Below are 21,851 nucleotides of genomic sequence, written 5' to 3'. Positions count from 1 at the left end.
CTCCGGCGAGCCCGGCGGACCGACCCGGCGAATCCGGTGAAGTCCCTGCTCAGGACCGGAACTGCTCGGGGCAGCCGCCGCCTTCGGGCAGATACGTCTCGGCCCACCGCGCGAGTTCCTTCAGCGCGGGCTCCAGCGCCTTCCCCGCCTCCGTCAGCCGGTAGGCCACCCGCAGCGGAGGCCCGTGGTCGACTTCCCGGAGCACCAGCCCCGCCGTCGACAGCTCGGTGAGCCGGTCCGACAGCATCCGCTCGCTGATCCCCGGGATGGCCCGTCGCAACTCCGCGAAGTACGCCCCCTGCTCGGTCAGAACGGCCACGATCAGCCCGGTCCATCTCTTCCCGAACAGCTCGAAGACCCGGGTCATCGAGCCGTCGACCCGCTTGCACGCGTGCTCGCCGTGGACCTCGCGCCCGCCTCCGTCCGCCATGGAATACACGATACTGCGCTCTCGTTGGGTGCTGAAGAAAAGTAAGCTACTGTGCCAATTGCAGGTACGTAGAAAACACCCGCTCCTTAGTGGAGCGCCTTGTCCACGGAGGCACCCCCATGCCCACGCTTCTTCACCTCGACACGTCCGTCTTCCCCGGCGAGGCGTCCGCCTCCCGCGCGGTGACCGCCACCTTCCGACAGGAGTGGGAGGCCCAGCATCCGAACGGCACGGTCATCTACCGCGACCTGGCCGCCGAGCCGCTGCCGCACCTGGACGGCCTCGCCGCCCAGGCCGGGTTCGTCCCCGCCGAGAACCACACCCCCGAGCAGCAGGCCGCCTTCGCGCTGCGCGACACCCTGGCCGGTGAGCTGGAGCGGGCCGACGTGGTCCTCATAGGCGCCCCGATGTACAACTTCACGATCCCCTCGACCCTCAAGGCGTGGCTGGACCACGTGATCATCATGGGTCGCACCGCCGGTGCCGAGCAGACCACCACCTCGGGCACCCCGACGATCGTCGTCGCCAGCCGGGGCGGCGGCTACGGCCCGGGCACGCCGCGGGAGAGCTTCGAGTTCGTCACGACCTACCTGGAGAAGGCACTCAAGGACGGGCTCAACCTCGACGTCGAGTTCGTCGTGCCCGAGCTCACCCTGGCCCGCAGCAACCCGGCGATGGCCGACCTGGTCGAGCTGTCCGACGCCTCCAAGGCCAAGGCCCACGAGGACGCCGCCTCGAAGGCCAAGGAGCTCGCCACCCGCTTCGCCGCCTGACCCGCGGCCGTCGCGGACCGATCCGCTGCCCGGCACGGAACCGCGGGGCCGCCCCACCGGGGAGGCCCCGCTTCCGTTTGTCCGGGACGGCACCGGGACACTCCGCGACGAGCGCCGGGACGAGCGCCCGGACACGTGCCGGGACGAGCCGCGGCCAACCGATGTGGATCAAGCCGAACTGGCGGTGGATCAAGCCGAAGTCGAGCCGGGCACGGGCCGGGCACGAGTGGGGCGCAAGCCGGACATACGCGAAGCGGGCCCCTCCGAGCGACTTTCGTCACTCCGGAGAGGCCCGCTCCGACTGTGGTGCGCGAGGGGGGAGTTGAACCCCCACGCCCTTTCGGGCACTGGAACCTGAATCCAGCGCGTCTGCCTATTCCGCCACCCGCGCATGGGTGCTGTCTTCCGTTCACCGCTTGGTTTTCCGGGCCTTCCGGCCCGGCGCCCCGCGGCGCCTTCCGACATCCAGAACACTAGCACGCTGGGCAGGGTGGATTCACACTCGTTGTCGACGCCCCCGCCCGGAGGGGCTCCGTCGCGGTTGCGGGACACTGTCCAGAGGGCACCTCTACGATCCTGTGAGAGGTGACACTGCTCCGCAGGGCCAGGAAGGGGAACCACCCGATTTCCCGACGCGTGGATACGATCAGTAAGCAGTACCAGGACGACACTGAGCACGACTGAGGAAGGAGGTGCCCCGTGGGAGTACTGAAGCGCTTCGAGCAGCGTCTCGAGGGTCTCGTGAACGGCACCTTCGCCAAGGTGTTCAAGTCGGAGGTCCAGCCCGTCGAGATCGCGGGCGCGCTCCAGCGTGAGTGCGACAACAACGCGACCATCTGGAACCGGGACCGGACCGTCGTCCCCAACGACTTCATCGTCGAGCTGAGCACCGGCGACTACGAGCGGCTCGCGCCGTACTCCGGGCAGCTCGGCGACGAGCTCTCCGGCATGGTCCGCGACTACGCCAAGCAGCAGCGGTACACCTTCATGGGGGGCGTCAAGGTCCACCTGGAGAAGGCCGACGACCTCGACACCGGCCTGTACCGGGTGCGCAGCCGGACGCTGGCCTCCAGCGAGTCCCAGAGCCCGGCCGCCCAGCAGGCTCCGGCCCGCGGCGGGGCGCCGCAGCAGCGCCCCGGCGGCTACGGCCAGCCCGCGGGTGCGCCGCCCATGCCCAGCGCCCCTCCCGGCGCCCGCCCCGGGGCCCGGAGCGGAGGCGCGGGCGTCGGCCCGCAGCCGCAGGCGCAGACCCGGCGCTGGATTGAGATCAATGGCACTCGCCACCAGATCTCCCGGCCCACCCTGGTTCTGGGCCGCAGCACCGACGCTGACGTGCGCATTGACGATCCCGGTGTCTCCCGCAGGCACTGCGAAATCCGGGTCGGAACACCGCCGACCATCCAGGATCTGGGGTCGACGAACGGCATCGTGGTGGACGGACAGCACACCACCCGCGCTACGCTCCGCGACGGCTCACGGATCGTCGTGGGCAGCACCACCATCGTTTACCGGCAAGCCGAAGGGTGAAGCGGGGGCAATGTCAGAGCTGACCCTCACGGTCATGCGGTTGGGTTTCCTCGCCGTACTGTGGCTGTTCGTCATCGTGGCCGTTCAGGTCATCCGTAGCGACCTGTTCGGGACTCGCGTGACCCAGCGCGGCTCGGCGCGCCGTGGCGCCCCCGACCGGCCGCAGCAGCAACCGCGGCAGCAACAGCAGGCCGCACCGCCCCAGCAGCGCCAGCAGCCCTCGGGCCGCGGCCGCCGTGGGGCCCCCACCAAGCTGGTGGTGTCCGAGGGCACGCTGACCGGCACCACGGTCGCGCTCCAGGGGCAGACCATCACTCTCGGTCGTGCGCACGATTCAACAATCGTGCTGGACGACGACTACGCCTCCAGCCGGCATGCCAGGATCTACCCGGACCGTGACGGCCAGTGGATCGTCGAGGACCTCGGCTCCACCAACGGCACCTATCTCGAGCGGAACCGACTCACCACACCGACACCGATTCCGCTGGGTGCACCGATCCGCATCGGCAAGACCGTCATCGAGCTGCGGAAGTAGTAGGACCATGACGACCGGAGGGTGGGCAGCGTGGTTGGCAAGGGGCTGTACCCGGAGCCGACGGGCGAGGTGCGCATGAGTCTGTCACTGCGTTTCGCCGCCGGGTCCCACAAGGGCATGATCCGGGAGGGCAACGAGGACTCCGGCTACGCCGGTCCCCGGCTGCTCGCCATCGCCGACGGCATGGGTGGCCAGGCCGCCGGCGAGGTCGCCAGCTCCGAGGTGATCTCCACCCTGGTCCAGCTCGACGACGACGTCCCCGGGTCGGACATCCTGACCTCCCTGGGCAGCGCCGTGCAGCGGGCCAACGACCAGCTGCGCGTCATGGTCGAGGAGGACCCCCAGCTGGAGGGCATGGGCACCACGCTCACCGCCCTGCTCTGGACCGGCCAGCGGCTCGGCCTCGTGCACGTCGGCGACTCGCGCGCGTATCTGCTGCGCGACGGCGTGCTCACCCAGATCACCCAGGACCACACCTGGGTGCAGCGGCTCGTCGACGAGGGCCGCATCACCGAGGAGGAGGCGGGCACCCACCCGCAGCGCTCCCTGCTGATGCGCGCGCTCGGCAGCGGCGACCACGTCGAGCCCGACCTGTCCATCCGTGAGGTCCGGGCCGGCGACCGCTATCTGATCTGCTCCGACGGCCTGTCCGGCGTCGTGAGCCACCAGACCCTCGAGGACACCCTCGCCAGTTACCAGGGCCCGCACGAGACCGTGCAGGAGCTGATCCAGCTCGCGCTGCGCGGCGGCGGCCCCGACAACATCACCTGCATCGTCGCCGACGTCCTCGACGTGGACGGCGGCGACACCCTGGCCGGCCAGCTCAACGACACCCCGGTGATCGTGGGCGCGGTGGCCGAGAACCAGGTCCCCCTCGGGGACGGCGGTGCCGGCAACACCCCGGCGGGCCGCGCCGCCGAGCTGGGCCGGAACCGTCCCGTTCCGCAGCAGGGCGACGCACCGGGCGGCTTCGGGCCGCCCGGCAGCGGTGACCCGGGCCTCGGCGTCCCGCCCGCCGAGGGCAGCTACGGGGCCTACGCGGACGGCGACTACACCAAGAAGAGCGGCCGTAAGACCTGGGTCAAGCGGTCGCTGTTCATCGCACTGGGCCTCGCCGTGATCGGCGGCGGGCTCTACAGCGGCTATCAGTGGACGCAGACGCAGTACTACGTGGGCTCCAACGGAGACCATGTCGCGATCTACCGGGGCATCAGCCAGGACCTCGCGTGGATCAAGCTCAACAAGGTCCATGAGGACCACCGCGAGATCGAACTCAAGTACCTCCCGACCGACCAGCGCAGCCGCGTGGAGGACACCATCGCGGTCAGCGGGCTCGGCCAGGCCGAGGACAAGACGAAGGACCTCGCCACACTCGCCAGCGCCTGCAGAAAGGCTGACGCACAGCGCAAGGCCGAGGAGAGCCAGAAGGACCTCACCGGCGGCAAGGGGCAGGCCGGCGGCGGATCCGGAGGCAAGACAGGTAGCAGCGGCAGCACGCCGCAGCAGAGTCAGAGCGCGACGGGGTTGCGCGCTGCCAAGGCCACACCGACGCCGACGAACTCGGCGTCGCCCTCTCCCACTCCGAAGCCGGGGCCCACCCTGTCGGAGCAGGAGAAGGAGCTGGTCCCGCAGTGCAGCAGCACCCAGCCGTGAGCCGTGAGAGGGCCGCCCACCCATGAGCAGTAGTACGACCAACACGACCACGATCAGTACGGCCGGTCCACCGAGCCGCCGCAACACCGAGCTGGCCATGCTGGTGTTCGCGGTGATCATTCCGGTCTTCGCGTACGCCAACGCGGGCCTGGCGCTCAGCGACGAGCTGCCCTCGGGCATGCTCAGCTACGGCATCGGACTCGGCCTGCTCGCGGGCGTCGGCCACCTCGTGGTGCGCAAGTTCACCCCGTACGCCGATCCGCTGCTGCTGCCGATCGCCACGCTCCTCAACGGCCTCGGGCTCGTGATCATCTGGCGGCTGGACCAGTCGAGGCGGCTGGCCGTGCGGGCGGAGGACATCGGTCAGACCTTCGCGCCCTCGGCGCCCAACCAGCTGATGTACTCGGCGATGGGCGTGGCCCTGTTCGTGGCCGTCCTGATCCTCCTCAAGGATCACCGGATCCTTCAGCGGTACACCTACATCTCCATGATCGGTGCGCTGATCCTGCTGATCCTGCCGATGTTCTTCCCGGCCCGGTTCGGCGCACGCATCTGGATCACCGTCGGCTCCTTCTCCATCCAGCCCGGCGAGTTCGCCAAGATCATCATCGCGGTCTTCTTCTCCGGCTACCTCATGGTGAAGCGCGACGCGCTCGCGCTGGCCAGCCGCCGCTTCATGGGGCTGTACCTGCCGCGCGGCCGTGACCTCGGTCCGATCCTGATCGTCTGGGCCATGAGCATCCTGATCCTGGTCTTCGAGACCGACCTCGGAAGCTCGCTGCTGTTCTTCGGCCTGTTCGTCGTCATGCTGTACGTGGCGACCGAGCGCACCAGCTGGATCGTCTTCGGCCTGCTGATGTCCGCGGTCGGCGCGGTCGGCGTCGCGTCGTTCGAGTCGCACGTCAAGGTCCGTGTGATGGCGTGGCTGCACCCGTTCGCCGTCTACGACACCCCCCGGCCCAGCTGGGCGACCACCGACCAGATCGCCCTCTCCCTGATGGCCTTCGGCTCCGGCGGCGTCTCCGGCACCGGCTGGGGCCAGGGCGCCTCCGACCTGATCGGCTTCGCGGCCAACTCCGACTTCATCCTCGCCACCGTCGGCGAGGAGCTGGGGCTGGCCGGAACCATGGCGTTCCTCCTGCTGTACGGCCTGATCGTGGAGCGCGGCATGCGCACCGCCCTGGCCGCCCGGGACCCGTTCGGCAAGCTGCTGGCGGCGGGCCTGTCCGCCGCGTTCGGCATCCAGGTCTTCGTCGTCGCGGGCGGTGTGATGGGCCTCATCCCGCTGACCGGTATGACGATGCCGTTCGTGGCGTACGGCGGTTCGTCGGTGCTCGCCAACTGGGCGCTGGTCGCGCTCCTCATCAAGATCAGCGACACCGCCCGGCGGCCGGCGCCCGCGCCCGCCCCGTCCACTGACGCCGAGATGACTCAGGTGGTCCGACCGTGAACAAGCCCCTGCGCCGAATCGCGATCTTCTGCGGCCTCCTGGTCCTCGCCCTGCTGGTACGGGACAACTGGATCCAGTACGTCCAGGCCGACGGCCTCAAGACCCACAAGCAGAACCGCCGGGTGGCGATCGAACAGTACAGCCAGCCGCGCGGCAACATCATCGTCGACGGCCGCCCGATCACCGGCTCCAAGGAGACCGACGGGGTCGACTTCAAGTACAAGCGCACGTACAAGAACGGTGCGATGTGGGCACCGGTCACCGGGTACGCCTCCCAGGCGTACGGCTCCACCCAGATCGAGAACCTCGAGGACGGCATCCTCACCGGCAACGACGACCGGCTGTTCTTCAACCGGACGGTCGACATGTTCACCGGCAAGAAGCCGAAGGGCGGTGACGTCATCACCACCCTGAACGCCAAGGCCCAGGAGGCCGCTTACAAGGGCCTCGGCAAGAACAAGGGCGCCGTCGCCGCGCTCGACCCGCGCACCGGCAAGGTCCTCGCCCTCGTCTCCACCCCGAGCTACGACCCGTCGAAGTTCGCGGGCAGCTCGAAGAGCGACGAGGAAGCCTGGAAGGCGATGCAGGGTGAGGTCGACGAGGACAACCCGACGCTGAACCGCGCACTGCGGCAGACCTACCCGCCCGGCTCCACGTTCAAGGTCGTCACCGCCGCGGCGGCGCTGGAGAACGGCAAGTACACCGACATCGACAGCCCGACCAACTCGCCGCTGCCGTGGCGGCTGCCGCTGTCCACCCAGCCCCTGCGCAACGAGGGCAACATCCCCTGCGAGAACGCCACCCTGCGGCAGGCCCTGCGCTACTCCTGCAACACCGTCTTCGGCAAGCTCGGCGACGACCTGGGCAAGGACAAGATGCTGGAGGAGGCGAAGAAGTTCGGCTTCAACGACGAGGTCTTCATGCCCGTCCGCGCCGCCGAGAGCGTCTACCCCGAGAAGATGGACCGGCCGGGCAACGCCCTGTCGTCGATCGGCCAGTTCGACACCCGCGCCACCCCGCTCCAGATGGCCATGGTCGCCGCCGGGATCGCCAACGACGGCAAGCTGATGAAGCCGTACATGATCGACTCGCTGCGCGCCCCCAACCTCAACACGGTCGACCAGACCAGCCCGGAGCAGATGAGCCAGCCGCTCAGCTCGGAGAACGCGGGCAAGCTCCAGGACATGATGGAGACCGTGGTCAAGGAGGGCACCGGCACCAACGCCCAGATCCCGGGCGCCACGGTCGGCGGCAAGACCGGTACCGCGCAGCACGGTGTCGACAACAGCGAGAACCCGTACGCGTGGTTCATCTCGTACGCCAAGACCGACGAGGGTTCCCCGGTCGCGGTCGCCGTCGTGGTGGAGAGTTCCGACACCCTCCGCGACGACATCGCGGGCGGCAAGCTGGCGGCGCCGATCGCCAAGGATGTGATGAAGGCGGTACTCGACAGCGAGCGCGACAAGTGACGCCGGTCACGCCCTGATACCAATGCCGCACGTCGTCGTACCGGTCCGGTATCAAGAATCGGCCGAGGCCGGGTCCCGTAAGGCGTGCCGGGTACCGTATGCGCGAGCAGCACTTCGCCGGCCCCCCACACAGGGTGCGGCCGGGAATGACGGAAGAGGGCTGGAGTAGCTATGGAAGAGCCGCGTCGCCTCGGCGGCCGGTACGAGCTGGGCTCGGTGCTCGGCCGCGGTGGCATGGCGGAGGTCTACCTCGCGCACGACACCCGCCTCGGCCGTACTGTCGCCGTGAAGACGCTCCGGGTGGACCTCGCCCGCGATCCGTCCTTCCAGGCCCGGTTCCGCCGAGAGGCCCAGTCGGCAGCCTCGCTCAACCACCCCGCGATCGTCGCGGTCTACGACACCGGCGAGGACTACGTCGACGGTGTCTCGATCCCGTACATCGTGATGGAGTACGTCGACGGCTCCACTCTGCGTGAGCTTCTTCACTCCGGGAGAAAGCTGCTCCCCGAGCGCTCGATGGAGATGACGGTCGGGATCCTCCAGGCCCTGGAGTACTCGCACCGGAACAACATCGTCCACCGGGACATCAAGCCGGCGAACGTGATGCTCACGCGCAGCGGCCAGGTCAAGGTGATGGACTTCGGCATCGCCCGGGCCATGGGCGACGCCGGTATGACCATGACGCAGACGGCGGCCGTCATCGGCACCGCGCAGTACCTCTCCCCCGAGCAGGCCAAGGGCGAGACCGTCGACGCGCGCAGCGACCTGTACTCCACCGGCTGTCTGCTGTACGAGCTGCTGACGGTGCGGCCGCCGTTCGTCGGGGACTCCCCGGTGGCCGTGGCCTACCAGCACGTGCGGGAAGAGCCGCAGCCGCCGAGCACGTACGACCCCGAGATCACCCCGGAGATGGACGCGATCGTCCTGCGGGCCCTGGTCAAGGACCCCGACTACCGCTACCAGTCGGCCGACGAGATGCGCGCCGACATCGAGGCGGCGCTCGAGGGCCAGCCGGTCGCCGCGACCGCCGCGCTGGGCGCGGTCGGCTACGGCTCCGACGACCAGCCCACGACGATGCTGCGGCCGCAGGACTCCGGTCCGGCGACCTCGATGCTTCCCCCGATGCGGGACGACGACGGCGGCTTCGGCTACGACGAGCGGCCGGAGCGCCGCCGGGGCGGACCGGAGAAGAAGAGCAACCTCTCGACGATCCTGCTGGTGATCGCCGGCGTCCTGGTGCTGGTCGGCGCGATCTTCATCGGGAAGTCGATCTTCACCGGTGGCAAGAACGACGATATGGTCCCGGTGCCGTCGCTGGCCGGCAAGTCGCTCAAGGAAGCCACCGCCCAGGGGAAGAACGGCGACTTCGAGGTCAAGCAGGTGGGCTCCAAGTTCTGCGAGCAGGCGAAGAACACCGTCTGTGAGCAGAACCCGGAGAGCGGCGAGATCAAGCGCTACGGCACGGTCGAGCTGATCATGTCGAAGGGCAAGAAGCCGGCGGAGAAGGTCGAGGTCCCCGACGTCCTCAACGTCCCGTTCGCGTCGGCGAAGGCGTCGTTGGAGGCCAAGGGCTTCGACGTCCAGAAGGAGACCGAGGAGTCCGACCAGACCCCGGGCAAGGTCACCCGCCAGAGCCTGGACGCCGGCAAGAAGGTCGCGCGGGGCACCTCGATCACCCTGACCGTCGCCACGCCGCAGCAGCAGGTCCCCGTCCCCGACGTGACGACCAAGCAGCAGGCGGAGGCCGAGGCCACCCTCAAGGCGCAGGGCTTCAAGGTCGAGTCGACGGAAGAGGAGAGCGCCGACGCCCAGGCCGGTACGGTCATCCGCCAGGACCCGGCAGGCGGCGGGACGGCGGCGCCCGGATCCACCATCAACCTGACCGTCGCCAAGGCCCCGGCCCAGCAGGAGCAGGTCCCTGTGCCCAACCTGGGCGGCCAGAAGCTCAAGGACGCCAAGAAGGCGCTCCAGGACCTCGGGCTCAACGTGGGCAACATCCAGGGTGACCAGGGCGACAACGCGACCGTGGTCGCCAGCAACCCCGGCGCCGGCACCCAGGTGCCCAAGGGACAGTCGGTGAACCTGGTCACGGTCAAGGGCAACGGCGGCGGAGGCGACGACGGAGGCTTCTTCGGCGGCCTCGGCTAGCGCGCCGTCCGCACGGCACCACCGCACGGGGAAGCCCCCGGCGCCCGGGAGAGGGCGCCGGGGGCTTCCCCGTGTGCGGAGGGCCTTCCGTCAGCGCAGCTCCTCGGGGAGCGTGCGGTCCGCATCGACCTTCTCGGTGCGCTCCAGCTCGCCCCAGACGATGTAGCGGTGCCGCGAGGTGTAGACCGGGGTGCAGGTCGAGAGGGTGATGTAGCGGCCCGCCTTCTTCTTGCCCGACTCCTTCGGGACCGCCTTCAGCACGTCCACGTTGAACTTCGAGGTCTCGGGCAGCGTCGCGTAGACCTTGTAGACGTACCAGGTGTCCCGGGTCTCGAAGACCACCGCGTCACCGTCGTTGATCTTGTCGATGCCGTGGAACTTGGCGCCGTGCCCGTCCCGGTGGGCGGCCAGCGAGAAGTTGCCGGACTTCGCCCAGGGCATCGCGGACTTGATCGGCTCCGTGTAGTACCCGGCGACGCCGTCGTTGAGGACCTCGGCCGAGGTGCCCTTCTTGACCAGCACCTCGCCGTCGCCCATGGCCGGTACGTGGAGGAAGCCGATGCCGTCCTTGGTGTCGAGCCTGCCCGGCCCCTGATCGGCCCAGTGCTTGCGCACCTGGTCGCCCTGCTTCTTCGCCTCGCGGTCGGCGAGGACGTTCGTCCACCACAGCGAGTAGGCCACGAAGAGGGCCAGGATCAGCCCCGCGGTGATCAGCAGCTCGCCCAGCACCCCGATGGCCGCCGCGATCCGTCCGCGGCCGGAGCGGCGGGTCGGCGTGGCGGGCGGGGCGGGGTCCCGGCCCTGCCGCTGGTCGTGGTCGGTCCGTGCCACCGCGTCGTACCCCTTTTCTGGATCTTCCCGGTCCTACTCGACCAGTGCGTCCGGCTTCCCCTCGCTGCGCGGCCGCTCGTCGACCATCTTGCCCCAGACGATCATCCGATACGTGCTGGTGAACTCGGGTGTGCAGGTCGTCAGCGTGAGGTAGCGGCCCGGCTTGGTGAAGCCGGAGCCGGGCGGCACCGGCCCGATGACGCCCGTGTTCGAGGGGGACGTCTGCGGCAGGATGCTGGTCATGTCGTAGGTGTAGAACCGGCTCTGCGTCTCGACGACGATCTTGTCGCCGGGCTTGAGGCGGTTGATGTAGCGGAACGGCTCGCCATGGGTGTTGCGGTGCCCGGCGAGCGCGAAGTTGCCCTTCTTGTCCCACGGCATCGCGGTCTTCAGCTTGCCCTTGGCGTAGTGGCCGACCATCCCGCGGTCGAGGACCTTGTGCTTGTCGATCCCCTCGGCGATCGGGGCCTTCACGTCCAGCTCGGGGATGTAGATGATCGCGAACCCCTGGCCGGGGGAGAACACGCCCGGATCGCGGTCCGCGCCCTTCGTGTCCCACTTCTTCTGGAGATCGCCCGCCGCGCCGTTCGCCTGCTGGTGCGCCAGGATGTTCGTCCACCACAGCTGGTACGTCACGAAGAGCAGCATCACCACACCGAGGGTGATGAACACCTCGCCGACCACCCGGCTCGCCACCACGCCCGGGCTGTCCTTGCGCGCCCGGGCGGCGCGCTTGGCCTCCATACGGGTGCGGGGTCGCGCCTCCGCGTCCGACGGGCCCGCCCCCGAGGCGCCTGTGGCCCCTCTGACGGCCGAACCGCCGCGCGCCCGGGCACCGTGCCGTCCGCCGCGCTTCGCGGCCTCCTGAGCCGCCTTGCGGCGAGCCGCACGGCCGCCGGTGGGCGGCGCCTCACCCTCTCCCTCGGCCGGCGTCCCGTTCGCCGTCCCGCCTGCCGTACGGCCCGGCTCGACGGTGCGCAGCGGCATGGTCCGGTCGTGGACGGGCGCCGCGCGGACGGTCACGGCCCGCAGCGCCACCGTCTCGTCGTCCTCCGCGGCGGCCTCCGCCGGAGCCTCCGAGGCCGCGGGAGCCGCCGGAGGGGCCGGGGTCACCGGGGCCAGGACGGCCGTCTCGGCGGGGTTCGCGGGAGCGCTGCCGCCGGGGACGGTGGTACCGGGAGCGCTGCCGCCGGGCGCGCCGCCGCCGGAGGCGGTGGCGCGCCGCCGTCCGGTGGGCGGTGCGGCCGCCTCCTCGGGGCGCTCGTCCGGGGCCGCCGCGCGGGCGCGGCGGCGGCGCCCGGTGGGCGGCGGCTCGGGGGCCGGTGCGGCGCCCGCGGCGGATTCCGGGGCGCCCTGGGCCGCGTCCTCGCGCCCCGGGCGCGGTGCGGTCACTCGACGGCCTTGCCGCCGACCGCCCCGACCACCGGGGCGAGCCCCGTCGACCGCTCTATCGCGTCCGTGTCGCCGCACTCCACCAGCCAGTTGGCGAGCATGCGGTGGCCCCATTCGGTGAGGACCGATTCGGGATGGAACTGGACGCCCTCGACCCGCAGTTCGCGGTGGCGCAGCCCCATGGCGATGCCCGTCTCCGTCCAGGCGGTGATCTCCAACGCGTCGGGAACGGTGCCCCGTTCGACCGCGAGGGAGTGGTAACGGGTGGCGGTGAAGGGCGACGGCAGCCCGCTGAAGACGCCCGCGCCCTCGTGGGTCACCAGCGAGGTCTTGCCGTGCAGCAGCTCCGGGGCGCGGCCGACGACGCCGCCGTAGGCGACGGCCATGGACTGCATCCCCAGGCAGACGCCGAACACCGGCACCCCGGTGTCCGCGCAGTGCCGCACCATGTCGACGCAGACGCCCGCCCTCTCGGGGGTGCCGGGGCCGGGGGAGAGCAGCACGCCGTCGAAGCCGTCCTGGGCGTGTGCGAGGGAGACCTCGTCGTTGCGCACCACCTCGCACTCGGCGCCGAGCTGGTAGAGGTACTGGACGAGGTTGAAGACGAAGCTGTCGTAGTTGTCGACGACCAGGACGCGCGCGCTCATCGGGGACCCGCCATTCCCTGGTCGACCGTCACGTCGTTGAACGGCAGCAGCGGCTCCGCCCACGGGAAGACGTACTGGAAGAGCACGAACACGATCGCCAGCACGAGCACGAGCGAAATCGCCGCCCGCACCCATGCGTTACCCGGCAGATGCCGCCAGATCCAGCCGTACATGCCGTCCCTACTCACCGATGACGAAGTCCAATGCAGCACCGGAGTGCAGGACCAGAGTAAAGGTCCGGGGGTGGGCCCGGAGGGTCAGCCGTACAAAGCCTTGGGCTTGCCTTGGGCAACGGATTGGGTCGCGTCGAGGTGCGCCCAGGCGATCAGCCGGTGGCTGTGCCCCCACTCCGGCTCACAGGTCGTGAGCGTCAGATAGCGGCCGGGGCCGCGGAAGCCGGAGGCGCGCGGCACCGGGTCGAGCACCCCGACGTCGGTCGGCAGGGTGCGGTAGGGCCGCCCGGTGATGCGGTACGTGTACCAGGTGGTGCCGTCGGACAGCACCACCGCGTCGCCGGGGCGCAGCCGGGGGAAGTCCTTGAAGGGGTCGCCGTAGGTGCGGCGGTGCCCGGCGACGGCGAAGTTGCCGGTGGCGCCGAGGCCGGCGGTGGCCGCGTAGTGCCCGAGCCCCTTGCGCAGGGTGGCGGTGGAGGTGCCCTGGAGGACGGGCTTGGCCCAGTCGGCGCCGAAGCGCGGGATGTACATGATCGCGAAGGATCTGCCGCTCGCGTAGGGGCGCGGCCGCGGCGCGGGCCGGCCGGCGTCGGCGTCGGCGTCGGCCGCGGCGACCGGCCCGGCGGCCCAGCGGTCCTGGAGGTGGTCGATCTCGCCGTCCATGGCCTGGTCGGCGCGGACGGAGGTCCAGTAGAGGAGATAGACGACGAAGAGGAGGATCAGGGTGCCGGCGGTGACGCACAGCTCACTGAGCGTCCTGACGACCAGCCGGATCCTCATCGGCCCCCCATCGGCGCGCGGCTACGGGACGGGCTGTGCCTGGTGCAGGTCCACTGTGCCGGAGTACCCGGGAAGAGTCACCGTGTCGTGCTGGTCGACTTTCCAGCCGAGGCCGTACGCCTCGACGTAGGAGCGGTAGTTCTGGATGGCGGGGGAGGCGGTGAGCGCGGTGCTCAGCCGGTCCCGGTCACCCACGGCGGTGATCTTGTAGGGCGGGGAGTAGACCCGGCCCTGGAGGATCAGGGTGTTGCCGACGCAGCGCACGGCGCTGGTGGAGATCAGCCGCTGGTCCATCACCTTGATCCCCTTGGCACCGCCCTGCCACAGCGCGTTGACCACGGCTTGGAGGTCCTGCTGGTGGATCACGAGGTCGTTGGGCTGCGGCTCGGGCACGCCGGGGATCTTGGGGGTGGCGTTCGGCGGGGCGTCGGTGAGGGTGACGGTGAGCCCGGGACCGCTGAGGCCCCGGGTGCCCGCGGTCTTCTCCAGCGCCTCCAGCTTGCGCTGCTCGGCCTTGGTGCTGCCGTTGTCGCGGCGGGCGAGGGCGTCGACGTCGGAGCGCATCTTGGCGGCGCTCTCGTCGAGGGTGCCGTTCTTGCGGCTGCGCTCCTGGATGAGATCGGACAGCCGCAGCATCGATTCATCGCTGCGGATGTCGGTGCCCTGAGCCGTGTTGAAGCTGGTCCAGAAGATGATCCCGGCCAGCGCGAAGACGGCTCCGGTCAGCAGCCGGACGGGTCGGAACCGGGGACGGCGGGACGCCGGGGTGGGGGAGTCAGCGGAATTGCTCAACGTACCCTTACTCCTTACGACGCCGCGGAAGGACTACGCTAACTGACGTGTGGGGGAGGGAAGTGATCCCCTTCACCGTCCCGCCCCGGCGCCGTCCGTACACATCCCCGCGCGGTCACGCAGCGCATCGACAGGAGAGTTCCTCGTGCCGAAGTCACGGATCCGCAAGAAGGACGATTTCACGCCGCCGCCGGCGAAGCAGGCAACCAACATCAACCTGGGCAGTGGCCGCCGGTGGGTGGCCCCGTTGATGCTGGCGATGTTCCTGATCGGCCTCGCCTGGATCGTCCTCTTCTACGTGACGACGGGGGACATGCCGGTCAAGTCCCTGGGCAACTGGAATATCGTGGTCGGCTTCGGCTTCATCGCCGCGGGGTTCGTCGTCTCCACCCAGTGGAAGTAGACCCGCTCCGCGGGGGTGCCGCAGCGCCTGTCCACAGGGTTATCCACAGGCGGGGAAAACTCAGAAGATCTGTGGATAACCTCTGCCGCGTTGACGCCGGTGTGACTGATGGAACGGTCGCGTTCGATCACTCACACCGGCTTCTTCCTGCGAAAACGCAGGTCAGCACGGAAACGCACAGACGTTCTCCACAGGGTGCGCAAGATCCACCACGTGCTGTGGACAACTGACCGAGTCCACCCCCGTTCGAGGCGGCCCGAGACGGCTGAGACGCCCGAGGGCGCTCCAAGAACACCCGAGACCGACCGGGGAGCTGCGTGTCGGCGCTCAGCCGGTGAGCTGGAGCGTACGGACCCACACCGTCGCGACGATCGCGAGCAGCATCACGGCGCAGGCGCCCCGCTGCACCAGGGCGCGCCGCTCCCGCGGTGCGTGCACCATCGCGTACGCCACCACCGTGCCGACCACCAGGCCTCCGACGTGCGCCTGCCAGGCGATTCCGGACCAGCCGAAGGTGAAGATGAGGTTCAGCACGAGCAGCGCGATGACGGGGCGCATGTCGTAGTTGAGCCGGCGCATCAGCACGGCGGTGGCGCCCAGCAGGCCGAAGACGGCTCCGGAGGCGCCGAGCGAGGGCTGGTTCTGCGCGGCGAGCAGATACGACAGCGCGCTGCCGCCGAGCCCCGACAGCAGATAGAGCGTGAGGTAGCGGGCGCGGCCGAGCGCGGCCTCCAGCGGGGCGCCGATCCACCACAGGGACAGCATGTTGAACGCGATGTGCATCGGCTGCTGGTGCAGAAAGACCGCGGTGAGCAGCCGGTACCACTGTCCTTCGGCGACGCCCACGATGTCGGCCGTGCCCGGGTTGTAGGCCCGGCCCACCAGGTCGAAGGCTTCCACCAGCCGGTCACCGGTCCCCAGCACCGCCAGCCATACGGCGATGTTGAGGCCGATCAGGATCTTGGTGACCAGCCGCGGATCGGCGGTGTACGCGCCGCCGGCTATGGTGCGCGGCTCGGACGCGCGCCGCGGGGGCGCCGGGGGCTCACCGGGGGCGGACGCGCCACCGCGCACGCACTCCGGGCAGTGGAACCCGACCGACGCGCTGATCATGCACTCCGGACAGATCGGGCGCTCACAGCGGGTACAGCTGATGCCGGTCTCCCGCTGCGGGTGCCGGTAACAGCAGACCGCCTGGTCCTCCATGGTGTCCCTTCGCCCCCTGTCCGCAGACTTGCGCGCGTTCCCCCGCCCCGCTTGTTCACACGGACAAGCGGGGCGCGGAGTTCCCGTGCGGGGTTCAGCCCTCCCGGGTCTCCACGACGACGGACTCGATCACGACGTCCTGGAGCGGGCGGTCGGTGCGCGGGTTGGTCGCGGCACCCGCGATGGTGTCGATGACCTTCTTGCTGGCCTCGTCGACGACCTCGCCGAAGATGGTGTGCTTGCCGGTCAGCCAGGTGGTCGGGGCGACCGTGAGGAAGAACTGCGAGCCGTTGGTGCCCGGACCGGCGTTGGCCATGGCCAGCAGGTACGGCTTGTTGAAGGCCAGGTCCGGGTGGAACTCGTCACCGAACTCGTAGCCGGGGCCGCCGGTGCCGTTGCCCAGCGGGTCACCGCCCTGGATCATGAAACCGCTGATCACGCGGTGGAATACGGTGCCGTCGTAGAGCTTCTCCGCGGCCTTCTTGCCGGTGGCCGGGTGGGTCCACTCGCGGGTGCCCTCGGCGAGCTCCACGAAGTTCTTCACGGTTTTGGGGGCGTGGTTCGGCAGCAGCCGGACCACGATGTCGCCGTTGTTCGTCTTGAGGGTGGCGTACAGCTGCTCGGCCACGATCTACCTTCCATCGTTTTCGCTTCCTTGCCCTGATCCTCGCACGGACCCGAGCGCGACGAGTAGCCGCCGAAGGCGCACGCGGCGCGCCGTTCCGCGCGTTTTCCGGGAGAATCTCACCTATGACCCGGATGCCGGTTCACGCATGCCGCGTGGGCTGCGAACGGGCATGATCTCCACAAACAGGCATGATCTTTCTTCGGATGGAAACACGAAACTGCGCACATGCAGCTCAGCACTCTGCACCCCGGAGCATCACCACGCCACCGAGGAGGAGGATCCCGTGACCCGCATTGACAGCGTGCGAGCCGCGACCGGCACCGCGAAGGACAGCGTCCTGCACGCCGCGGAGGCGGTGGCGCCCTACGCCGGCACGGCCAAGGACACCGCCACGCATTACGCGCACGAGGCCCGCGTACGGCTGGCACCGAAGGTCTCCAGCGCCGCGCACCAAGCCCGCTGCGCCGCCGGCAGCCAGTACCACGCGCATGTCGCACCCCGGCTCAACCAGGCCCGCGGCACCCTGCCGCCCAAGGTGGACGCGGCCGCCACCCGGGCCGCCAAGCGGACCCGCAAGGCCGCCCGGCAGGCCGCCGACTACACCGGGCCGCGCGTCGAGCACGCGGTGGCCGGAGCGCGCGCGGCCGCCGGTCCGGTACGCGAGGAGGCCGTCACGCGTGCGGGCGCGGCCGTCGCGGCGCTGCGCACCCATGTGACGGCGGCCGACATCGAGAAGCTCGCCCGCAAGCGCCGTCGCCGGGCCCGCGTGGGCCGCGTCGCCAAGCGGGCCACCTTCATCAGCCTGGTGGGCGCCGGTGTCTTCGCCGCCTGGAAGTGGTGGGACCGGCAGGCCAACCCCGACTGGCTGGTCGAGCCCCCGGCGGCGACCGAGGTGGGCGACCGGGAGCGGCTGGCCGCGGTGGACGGCAGCGACCAGAGCACCCTCGATCCCGAGGTGCAGGCCAAGCAGGCGGAGACCGAGGCAGGGAAGGACGACGAGCAGCGCTGACGCCCTCGTCGTAGCGCCGACACCCCTCGTCGCACCCGGCCGAGGGGCGGAGGACCGCGCGGTCTTTCCGCCCCTCGGCCCGTTCACTCCCCGGCGTCACTCCTTGGCCTCCCGCTCGCTGTAGCGGCGCCGCTCCAGGAAGTATTCGGTGAAGACGGAGACCTTGGCCCGCAGCGCCCAGGGGTCGATCGGCTTGGCCATGTAGTCCACCGCGCCCGCCGCGTAACCCCGCGAGGTGTGCTCGGGATCGGCGCCCATCGCGGTGAGGAAGATGATCGGCACGTCCCGGTTGCGCGGTCGCCGCTTGATGTGGGCGGCCGTCTCGTAGCCGTCCATCTCGGGCATCTGCACATCCAGCAGGATCACCGCGAAGTCGTCGTGGTCCAGCAGCGCCTTCAGCGCCTCCTGCCCCGAGGTCGCGGTCACCAGCTCCTGGTCGAGGGTGGCCAGCACCGCCTCCATGGCCAGCAGGTTGTTCTGCTGGTCGTCGACCACCAGGATCTTGGGCCGCGGCCCGGCGCACGGCTCGGGCACGGCCGGGCCCGCGGGCACGACGGGCTCCTCGTCCTGCCGGGGGACCGCCGCCATCCGCTGGGACTCCACCATGGCCAGCTGCCGCTCCAGCATCTGGCAGCGGTCCTCCGCCAGCCGCCCCAGCTGCCGCACCTCCTCCAGCTCCTCGGTGAGCCGGTGCACCTCCTGCCGCAGCCGGTCCCGCTCCTTGACCAGCTCCTGGTGATCCGGGAAGTTCCGCTCCAGGGCGTCCGCGCGGGCCCGCTCCGCCGCCCACGCCGCCTCGGTCTGGCTCAGCCGCACCTCGAGGTCGGCGATCCGGTGCCGGCGGTCGAGCAGCGCCTCGCCCAGCGCGTCCTCGTGCACGCTGGAACGCCGCGCCTCCCGGTCCGCGTCGGCCAGCTGGATCTGAAGGATCTCCAGGGCGTGCCCGGGGGACCCGCTGGTGCGCACAGCGGCCCGGTGCAGCTCCCGCACCACCTCGATGGCGGCCGGAGTGGCCGCCGAACCCCGGCACTCCGCGAGATCCGCCAGCAGATCGACCACGAACTCCCACGGCGGGACTCTCGTACCGCTCAGATAGCGCGAGATCGTGCTGGGGTCCCGGAACCTGCGTGCGGCGTACCGGCGCACCGAGACGCCCAGCCCGTCGAAGAGCTTCCGCAGCTCCACGGCGAACGCCCGGCACTCCTCGGGCAGATTCTGCCCCAGTGGATGCAGTTCACCCATTACGTCCCCCTGTGCAACGACTCGCGCCGATCGACGATTCCCGGGCGGCTTGCCCGAGTTGTGAGACAGCGTGAGGCATCGGGGAAGTGTTGCGCGGGCCAATGCCGGGAGCGGCAACACCACTTCTCTTGCAGATCGCTCGATCCGCTCGATCCGCTGTTCGCTTACGCACGCGAGACGCCCGCCGTCCCGCGCCGGGCCGCCGGACATTCCAGCCGCTCCATCGCCCCGGCACTGACGGCACCCATGCAAAAAGGTCTCCTGACCTGCATTTTTGCAGGTCAGGAGACCTCTCATAGAGTGGAGCCTAGGAGAGTCGAACTCCTGACATCCGCCATGCAAAGACGGCGCTCTACCAACTGAGCTAAGGCCCCTTCGCCGATCAGGATACCCGCTACCGGCGGCCTTTCCCGACCGGGTATCGCTCGCGGGTACCGCTCTCCGTAGGATGCCACGCAAGATTCGCGGCAGCGAAGCGAAGGGGAGAGCGAGATGGACGCAACACAGCAGGATGCCACCGCGCGCGCACGAGAGCTTCAGCGCAGTTGGTACGGGGAACCGCTGGGGGCGCTCTTTCGCCGTCTCATCGACGATCTCGGCCTCAACCAGGCGCGCCTGGCCGCCGTCCTCGGGCTCTCCGCGCCCATGCTGTCCCAGCTCATGAGCGGCCAGCGCGCCAAGATCGGCAATCCTGCGGTGGTCCAGCGAGTGCAGGCGCTCCAGGAACTCTCCAGTCAGGCGGCGGACGGCCGGGTGAGCGCCGCCGAGGCCGCGGAGCGCATGGAGGAAATCAAGAAGACCGCCGGCGGATCGGTCCTCAACTCCACGCAGACCGCCGCCAGCACGGGGGCCCCGACCGTACGGCGCGTGGTCCGCGAAATCCAGTCGCTGCTGCGGTCCGTGGCCGCCGCCGGGGACATCATCGATGCGGCCGATTCCCTCGCCCCCGTCCATCCCGAGCTGGCAGAGTTCCTCCGTGTGTACGGCGCCGGGCGGACCGCCGAGGCGGTCGCGCACTACGAGGCGCACCAGAGCTGACGGGCTGATGGACTGCTGACGAGTCGATGACGGGGCGGGCACGGCGCGATGGGTGAGATCTTCGCGGGCCGGTACGAACTGGTGGACCCGATCGGGCACGGAGGCGTGGGCGCCGTATGGCGGGTCTGGGACCATCGCCGCCGCCGTTACGTCGCGGCGAAGGTGCTTCAGCAACGCGACGCACATACGCTCCTGCGCTTCGTACGGGAGCAGGCCCTGCGGATCGACCACCCCCATGTGCTGGCACCGGCGAGCTGGGCGGCGGACGACGACAAGGTGCTGTTCACCATGGACCTGGTGGCCGGCGGCTCGTTCGCACACCTCATCGGCGACTACGGCCCCCTGCCGCCCCGCTATGTGTGCACCCTGCTGGACCAGTTGCTCTCCGGGCTGGCCGCGGTCCACGAGGAGCGGGTGGTCCACCGGGACATCAAGCCCGCGAACATCCTGCTGGAGGCCACCGGAACGGGTCGGCCCCATGTCCGGCTGGGTGACTTCGGCATCGCGCTCACCAAAGGCGAGCCCCGCCTCACCGAGGCCAACTACGTGATGGGAACGCCCGGTTACTTCGCACCCGAACAGATGATGGGCGAGGAACCGGACTTCCCCGCCGACCTGTTCGCGGTCGGCCTGGTGACGCTCTATCTGCTCCGCGGCCACAAGCCCGACGGGGAAGCGATCGTGAAGCTGTTCGGCGAGCACGGCGTGCCGCACGCCCCCGAAGGCGTGCCCGAGCCGCTGTGGCAGGTCATAGCCGGGCTGCTGCAACCGGACCCGGAGGACCGCTTCCGCTCCGCCACGGGGGCGCGCAAGGCGCTCGTAGCGGCGGTCGAGATGCTGCCCGAGGGCGACCTCGACGACGAGGTGATCGAGGTCTTCGACCATCTCGGACCGCTGCCGACCGGATTCGGCCCGCACGGTCCGGCCCGGCCGGGCCGCCGTCATGCGAAGGCCGACCCTCCCGATGACAACGGAACGGTGCCGCGCCCCTCGCCGCCCGCCACCAAGCCGACGGAACCCGCCGCGCCCGCCGCCGAACTCGCTGCCGAGCCCGCCGCCGGGCCGACCGCCGAGCCCGACGCCCGGCCGCCCGCGGCCGAGCAGCCCGCCCAGCCCGCCCAGCCCTCGATGTCCGACACCGGCAGCTTCACCCTCCCGCCGCCGCAGCCCCGGACGCCGCACCCGCAGACAGCGCACCCCCAGACGCCGCAGCCGCGAACGCCGCCCGCGCAGATACGGCCTCAGCCGGCGCCTCCCGGCACGCCGCCTCCGCACACACCACCGCCCCAGCATCCGCCGGCACCGCACCCTCAGCCCCCGCAGCAGCCGCCGACCCCGTCGACCGGGGCGCCGCTCCCGCAGCCGCCCCAGCCGCCCGTACACCAGCCACAGGGCCCACAACAGCCCGGACAGCCGGGCCCCTCGACCCAGCCCGCGCACCTTCATACGCCCGCCCCCACTCCCACGCCGTCCGCCGCGCCCCTGTCGGCGCCGCGTGACTACCCCCTCACCCGTGCATACACCGCTCAGCGCCCCCGGGTTCCCACCCCCGCCGCGCGGCGGGGGGGCCCGTCCCGGAAGACGACGGTCCTGATCCTGATCGTCGCGGTGCTGTGCTTCGCCGTGGGGGCGTGGGCACTGGCCGCGGCAGGCTGAAGCAGCGGAATGACCAGCGGACTGGACCAGCCGACTGAACCAGCCGACTGAACCAGCGGACTGACCGGT

The 21,851-nt window shown here is 70.3% G+C and carries 21 protein-coding genes and 2 tRNA genes; 11 read left to right on the top strand and 12 right to left on the bottom strand.

Annotation, left to right across the window (positions count from 1 at the left end; translation table 11 throughout):
- Positions 1-49: 49 nt before the first annotated feature.
- Positions 50-430 (bottom strand): winged helix-turn-helix transcriptional regulator, encoded by a 381-nt coding sequence (locus tag LCH29_RS27840; RefSeq protein ID WP_446464446.1) that lies wholly within the window; start codon positions 428-430, stop codon positions 50-52.
- 119 nt (positions 431-549) lie between these two features.
- On the opposite strand from LCH29_RS27840, the gene LCH29_RS27835 reads away from it, so the two are divergent.
- Positions 550-1,203, top strand: coding sequence for an FMN-dependent NADH-azoreductase (locus LCH29_RS27835; protein ID WP_446464445.1), 654 nt, complete (start codon positions 550-552; stop codon positions 1,201-1,203).
- Between the two features lie 304 nt (positions 1,204-1,507).
- Here LCH29_RS27835 and LCH29_RS27830 read toward each other — a convergent pair.
- A tRNA-Leu gene (locus LCH29_RS27830) sits at positions 1,508-1,594 on the bottom strand.
- 308 nt (positions 1,595-1,902) lie between these two features.
- Here LCH29_RS27830 and LCH29_RS27825 point away from each other — a divergent pair.
- The 6 genes from LCH29_RS27825 to pknB all read left to right on the top strand — a co-directional run bounded on the left by LCH29_RS27825 (position 1,903) and on the right by pknB (position 9,985).
- Positions 1,903-2,730, top strand: coding sequence for an FhaA domain-containing protein (locus tag LCH29_RS27825; RefSeq protein WP_446464444.1), 828 nt, complete (start codon positions 1,903-1,905; stop codon positions 2,728-2,730).
- 10 nt (positions 2,731-2,740) lie between these two features.
- Positions 2,741-3,265 carry an FHA domain-containing protein FhaB/FipA gene (locus tag LCH29_RS27820; protein ID WP_446464443.1) on the top strand — a complete coding sequence of 175 codons (525 nt, stop codon included), beginning with the start codon at positions 2,741-2,743 and terminating at the stop codon, positions 3,263-3,265.
- Positions 3,266-3,340: 75 nt separating this feature from the next.
- Positions 3,341-4,918 carry a PP2C family protein-serine/threonine phosphatase gene (locus LCH29_RS27815; protein ID WP_446464442.1) on the top strand — a complete coding sequence of 526 codons (1,578 nt, stop codon included), beginning with the start codon at positions 3,341-3,343 and terminating at the stop codon, positions 4,916-4,918.
- A gap of 22 nt (positions 4,919-4,940) precedes the next feature.
- Complete coding sequence (locus tag LCH29_RS27810) at positions 4,941-6,368, top strand: FtsW/RodA/SpoVE family cell cycle protein (protein WP_123106730.1); 1,428 nt, start codon at positions 4,941-4,943, stop codon at positions 6,366-6,368.
- Complete coding sequence (locus tag LCH29_RS27805) at positions 6,365-7,837, top strand: peptidoglycan D,D-transpeptidase FtsI family protein (RefSeq protein ID WP_446464441.1); 1,473 nt, start codon at positions 6,365-6,367, stop codon at positions 7,835-7,837. The genes LCH29_RS27810 and LCH29_RS27805 overlap by 4 nt, the downstream gene beginning before the upstream one ends.
- A gap of 171 nt (positions 7,838-8,008) precedes the next feature.
- Complete coding sequence (gene pknB / locus LCH29_RS27800) at positions 8,009-9,985, top strand: Stk1 family PASTA domain-containing Ser/Thr kinase (protein WP_446464440.1); 1,977 nt, start codon at positions 8,009-8,011, stop codon at positions 9,983-9,985.
- Between the two features lie 90 nt (positions 9,986-10,075).
- Here the strand turns inward: pknB and LCH29_RS27795 are convergent, their stop codons facing one another.
- The 6 genes from LCH29_RS27795 to LCH29_RS27770 form a co-directional block, all read right to left on the bottom strand.
- Positions 10,076-10,816: a class E sortase gene (locus LCH29_RS27795; RefSeq protein WP_446464439.1), complete on the bottom strand. Its 741-nt coding sequence runs from the start codon at positions 10,814-10,816 to the stop codon at positions 10,076-10,078.
- 33 nt (positions 10,817-10,849) lie between these two features.
- Entirely contained in the window at positions 10,850-12,208 is a 1,359-nt protein-coding gene (locus LCH29_RS27790; protein WP_446464438.1) for a class E sortase, read from the bottom strand.
- Complete coding sequence (locus LCH29_RS27785) at positions 12,205-12,855, bottom strand: aminodeoxychorismate/anthranilate synthase component II (RefSeq protein WP_446464437.1); 651 nt, start codon at positions 12,853-12,855, stop codon at positions 12,205-12,207. The genes LCH29_RS27790 and LCH29_RS27785 overlap by 4 nt, the downstream gene beginning before the upstream one ends.
- Positions 12,852-13,028, bottom strand: a complete 177-nt coding sequence (locus LCH29_RS27780; RefSeq protein WP_039938336.1) for a hypothetical protein — start codon at positions 13,026-13,028, stop codon at positions 12,852-12,854. The genes LCH29_RS27785 and LCH29_RS27780 overlap by 4 nt, the downstream gene beginning before the upstream one ends.
- 84 nt (positions 13,029-13,112) lie before the next feature.
- Positions 13,113-13,808, bottom strand: coding sequence for a class E sortase (locus tag LCH29_RS27775; RefSeq protein WP_446464436.1), 696 nt, complete (start codon positions 13,806-13,808; stop codon positions 13,113-13,115).
- Positions 13,809-13,829: 21 nt separating this feature from the next.
- Positions 13,830-14,600, bottom strand: coding sequence for a DUF881 domain-containing protein (locus tag LCH29_RS27770; RefSeq protein WP_446464435.1), 771 nt, complete (start codon positions 14,598-14,600; stop codon positions 13,830-13,832).
- Positions 14,601-14,745: 145 nt separating this feature from the next.
- On the opposite strand from LCH29_RS27770, the gene crgA reads away from it, so the two are divergent.
- On the top strand, positions 14,746-15,003 hold the full coding sequence (gene crgA, locus LCH29_RS27765) for a cell division protein CrgA (RefSeq protein ID WP_446464434.1): 258 nt from the start codon (positions 14,746-14,748) through the stop codon (positions 15,001-15,003).
- A gap of 327 nt (positions 15,004-15,330) precedes the next feature.
- Here the strand turns inward: crgA and LCH29_RS27760 are convergent, their stop codons facing one another.
- Both LCH29_RS27760 and LCH29_RS27755 read right to left on the bottom strand, forming a co-directional pair.
- Positions 15,331-16,209: a rhomboid family intramembrane serine protease gene (locus tag LCH29_RS27760; protein ID WP_446464433.1), complete on the bottom strand. Its 879-nt coding sequence runs from the start codon at positions 16,207-16,209 to the stop codon at positions 15,331-15,333.
- Between the two features lie 94 nt (positions 16,210-16,303).
- Positions 16,304-16,837: a peptidylprolyl isomerase gene (locus LCH29_RS27755; RefSeq protein ID WP_123107042.1), complete on the bottom strand. Its 534-nt coding sequence runs from the start codon at positions 16,835-16,837 to the stop codon at positions 16,304-16,306.
- A gap of 283 nt (positions 16,838-17,120) precedes the next feature.
- On the opposite strand from LCH29_RS27755, the gene LCH29_RS27750 reads away from it, so the two are divergent.
- A complete protein-coding gene (locus LCH29_RS27750) occupies positions 17,121-17,846 on the top strand; it encodes a DUF5324 family protein (RefSeq protein ID WP_446464432.1) in 726 nt (241 codons plus the stop codon).
- Between the two features lie 96 nt (positions 17,847-17,942).
- Here LCH29_RS27750 and LCH29_RS27745 read toward each other — a convergent pair whose 3' ends face one another.
- On the bottom strand, positions 17,943-19,088 hold the full coding sequence (locus LCH29_RS27745) for a response regulator (protein WP_446464431.1): 1,146 nt from the start codon (positions 19,086-19,088) through the stop codon (positions 17,943-17,945).
- Between the two features lie 301 nt (positions 19,089-19,389).
- A tRNA-Ala gene (locus LCH29_RS27740) sits at positions 19,390-19,462 on the bottom strand.
- A gap of 118 nt (positions 19,463-19,580) precedes the next feature.
- On the opposite strand from LCH29_RS27740, the gene LCH29_RS27735 reads away from it, so the two are divergent.
- Entirely contained in the window at positions 19,581-20,126 is a 546-nt protein-coding gene (locus LCH29_RS27735; protein WP_446464430.1) for a helix-turn-helix domain-containing protein, read from the top strand.
- A 48-nt stretch (positions 20,127-20,174) separates the two neighbouring features.
- Entirely contained in the window at positions 20,175-21,782 is a 1,608-nt protein-coding gene (locus LCH29_RS27730) for a serine/threonine-protein kinase (protein WP_446464429.1), read from the top strand.
- Positions 21,783-21,851 lie beyond the last annotated feature (69 nt).

The sequence above is a fragment of the Streptomyces sp. BRA346 genome, from assembly GCF_052851135.1.
Note: the sequence above shows the minus strand (reverse complement) of the source record. Positions and strands in the feature narration are given on the sequence as shown.

Coding starts and splice junctions, on each gene's coding strand:
- pknB (WP_446464440.1), top strand. CDS start 8,009: ATGGAAGAGCCGCGTCGCCTCGGCGGCCGGTACGAGCTGGGCTCGGTG.
- LCH29_RS27780 (WP_039938336.1), bottom strand. CDS start 13,028: ATGTACGGCTGGATCTGGCGGCATCTGCCGGGTAACGCATGGGTGCGG.
- LCH29_RS27735 (WP_446464430.1), top strand. CDS start 19,581: ATGGACGCAACACAGCAGGATGCCACCGCGCGCGCACGAGAGCTTCAG.
- LCH29_RS27760 (WP_446464433.1), bottom strand. CDS start 16,209: ATGGAGGACCAGGCGGTCTGCTGTTACCGGCACCCGCAGCGGGAGACC.
- LCH29_RS27835 (WP_446464445.1), top strand. CDS start 550: ATGCCCACGCTTCTTCACCTCGACACGTCCGTCTTCCCCGGCGAGGCG.
- LCH29_RS27730 (WP_446464429.1), top strand. CDS start 20,175: ATGGGTGAGATCTTCGCGGGCCGGTACGAACTGGTGGACCCGATCGGG.
- LCH29_RS27775 (WP_446464436.1), bottom strand. CDS start 13,808: ATGAGGATCCGGCTGGTCGTCAGGACGCTCAGTGAGCTGTGCGTCACC.
- LCH29_RS27840 (WP_446464446.1), bottom strand. CDS start 430: ATGGCGGACGGAGGCGGGCGCGAGGTCCACGGCGAGCACGCGTGCAAG.
- LCH29_RS27815 (WP_446464442.1), top strand. CDS start 3,341: ATGAGTCTGTCACTGCGTTTCGCCGCCGGGTCCCACAAGGGCATGATC.
- LCH29_RS27745 (WP_446464431.1), bottom strand. CDS start 19,088: ATGGGTGAACTGCATCCACTGGGGCAGAATCTGCCCGAGGAGTGCCGG.
- LCH29_RS27820 (WP_446464443.1), top strand. CDS start 2,741: ATGTCAGAGCTGACCCTCACGGTCATGCGGTTGGGTTTCCTCGCCGTA.
- LCH29_RS27810 (WP_123106730.1), top strand. CDS start 4,941: ATGAGCAGTAGTACGACCAACACGACCACGATCAGTACGGCCGGTCCA.
- LCH29_RS27785 (WP_446464437.1), bottom strand. CDS start 12,855: ATGAGCGCGCGCGTCCTGGTCGTCGACAACTACGACAGCTTCGTCTTC.